This is a genomic window from Dolichospermum sp. LEGE 00246, assembly GCF_015207865.1.
In the GTDB taxonomy this organism is placed as follows: domain Bacteria; phylum Cyanobacteriota; class Cyanobacteriia; order Cyanobacteriales; family Nostocaceae; genus Dolichospermum; species Dolichospermum heterosporum.
Map to the genome: position 1 here is coordinate 1 of NZ_JADEWA010000604.1, position 2,642 is coordinate 2,642.

Annotated in this window: 2 protein-coding genes; both read left to right on the forward strand. The window is 42.2% G+C overall.

The features are described 5' to 3' along the window. Positions 1 to 214: 214 nt before the first annotated feature. Positions 215 to 1,147 carry a UDP-glucuronic acid decarboxylase family protein gene (locus IQ228_RS24530; RefSeq protein WP_096666510.1) on the forward strand — a complete coding sequence of 311 codons (933 nt, stop codon included), beginning with the start codon at positions 215 to 217 and terminating at the stop codon, positions 1,145 to 1,147. Positions 1,148 to 1,227: 80 nt separating this feature from the next. Beyond that, complete coding sequence (locus IQ228_RS24535; protein ID WP_027401088.1) at positions 1,228 to 2,619, forward strand: UDP-glucose/GDP-mannose dehydrogenase family protein; 1,392 nt, start codon at positions 1,228 to 1,230, stop codon at positions 2,617 to 2,619. The last annotated feature ends 23 nt before the right edge of the window (positions 2,620 to 2,642 follow it).

Here is a 2,642-nt window from a genome sequence, read left to right on the forward strand (position 1 = left end):
GTAGAGCAACTGGCGGTATCAGCACGCACTTTTGTGCAAACGTACTGAGTCTGGGAACCTGTGTGAACAGGATATTAGGATTGTAAAATCTTAAGAATCCCCGTCTCTTTAGAGCGGGGAGTGTCAAATTAACTCTGCTTTTTTGTTGCCAATATGGGTAATATAAAACAGCATGATATGGATACTGAAAGTAGATGTTAGTAGAAGGGAAAATATGAGAATTTTAGTGACAGGCGGTGCTGGTTTTATTGGCTCTCATCTGATTGACCGATTAATGAATGATGGTCATGAAGTCATTTGTTTGGACAATTTCTACACAGGAAAGAAACATAATATCCTCCATTGGTTAGACAATCCTAATTTTGAAGTGATTCGTCACGACATTACTGAACCAATTCGCTTAGAAGTGGATCAGGTTTATCATCTGGCTTGTCCAGCGTCTCCTGTGCATTACCAGTATAACCCCATTAAAACTGTTAAAACTAATGTCATTGGTACACTCAATATGTTAGGTTTAGCCAAACGGGTTAAAGCCAGATTTTTATTAGCTTCTACAAGCGAAGTTTACGGAGATCCAGAAATTCATCCCCAGACTGAAGATTATCGAGGCAGCGTCAATCCCATTGGCATTCGTTCATGTTATGACGAAGGCAAAAGAATGGCTGAAACCCTGGCATTTGACTACTACAGAGAGAATAAAGTCGAGATTCGCGTCGCCAGGATATTCAACACTTATGGACCGAGAATGTTGGAAAATGATGGGCGCGTAGTCAGCAATTTCGTGGCGCAAGCATTACGAGGTATGCCTTTAACTGTTTATGGTGAAGGTCAACAAACCCGGAGCTTTTGTTACGTTTCCGACCTAGTAAATGGGCTAATGCGGTTAATGAATGGTGAACATACAGGACCCATAAATCTGGGGAATCCTGATGAATATACGATTTTAGAACTAGCTCAGGCTGTACAAAACCTGATTAACCCAGATGCAGAAATTAAATTTGAACCCCTACCTGCTGATGATCCCCGTCGTCGTCGTCCCGATATCACCAAGGCACAGACTTTGTTAGATTGGGAACCCACTATTCCTCTGCAAGATGGTTTAAAACTGATGATTGAAGATTTCCGTCAACGTTTCCAACAGGTTTAGCATTACGCCTTACCTAAAGGATCACCAATCATTGATTCACAACTGACAACTGACAACTATAAAAAACAGGGGTTTTAAAAATGCGTGTTTGCGTAATTGGTACTGGTTATGTTGGTTTAGTAACAGGTGCTTGTTTGGCTTATATTGGCCATAATGTAATTTGCATAGATAATAACGAAGAAAAAGTAAAATTAATGAAGTCTGGGCAGTCACCGATTTTTGAGCCAGGACTTTCGGAAATTATGCAATCTGCTATTAATAGTGGCAATATTGAATTTTCTAGTGATCTCGCTGCTGGTGTTCATCATGGAGAAATCCTGTTTATTGCTGTGGGAACTCCTCCTTTGCCCAATGGTGAAAGTGATACTCGCTACGTAGAAGCGGTAGCTCGTGGTATTGGTGAAAATCTCAATGGTGGTTATAAGGTCATTGTGAACAAATCTACTGTTCCTATTGGTTCTGGCGACTGGGTAAGAATGATTGTTGTGGATGGGATTGCAGAGCGTCAAAAAACATTAGCTGCATCTGGTGATACAAGCAGTGAGGAGAAATTATCGGAGATTGCTCACCAGTTTGATGTAGTCAGTAATCCAGAGTTTCTGCGGGAAGGTTCAGCAGTTTATGATACCTTTAATCCTGACCGGATTGTCTTAGGTGGTAATAGTCAACAAGCCACAGGCATGATGAAAGAATTATATACACCAATCATAGAACGCAAATTTGCGGCTAATCAGTCTTTACCTTCCGTTCCAGTGTTAGTAACAGACCTCAGTTCCGCAGAAATGATTAAATATGCGGCTAATGCCTTTTTAGCCACCAAGATTAGTTTTATTAATGAAGTTGCCAATATATGCGATCGCGTCGGTGCGGATGTTACGCAAGTAGCAAAAGGCATCGGTTTAGATTCCCGCATTGGTAGCAAGTTCTTACAAGCTGGTATTGGTTGGGGTGGTTCATGTTTCCCCAAAGATGTTTCCGCCCTCATTCACACCGCTGATGATTATGGCTATGAAGCCCAACTTATGAAAGCTGCTGTCAGTGTTAACGAACGTCAACGCCTCATCGCCCTAGAAAAACTTCAACAAGCTTTAAAAATCCTCAAAGGTAAAACTGTGGGACTACTCGGTTTAACCTTCAAACCAGATACAGACGATTTACGGGACGCACCGGCACTCATGTTGATTGAACAACTCAACCGACTGGGAGCGAAAGTCAAGGCTTACGACCCGATTATTTCTCAAACAGGAATGCGTCATGGTCTTTCTGGTGTGTTAGTAGAAACCGACGCGGAAAGACTAGCAGATGGCTGTGATGCTTTGGTACTTGTCACCGAATGGCAACAGTTCAGCACTTTGGACTATGGGAAAATGGCAAAATTAATGAACCACGCGGTCATGATTGATGGTCGTAATTTTCTTGACCGTCAAGCAATGGTTAGGGCTGGATTTCAGTATGTGGGTGTGGGGAGGTAGGGGAGGTGGGGGGAGAAAGAATT

What these genes read in the sequence shown, in the direction of transcription:
- IQ228_RS24530 (WP_096666510.1), top strand. Translation starts at nt 215, where the DNA reads ATGAGAATTTTAGTGACAGGCGGTGCTGGTTTTATTGGCTCTCATCTG.
- IQ228_RS24535 (WP_027401088.1), top strand. Translation starts at nt 1,228, where the DNA reads ATGCGTGTTTGCGTAATTGGTACTGGTTATGTTGGTTTAGTAACAGGT.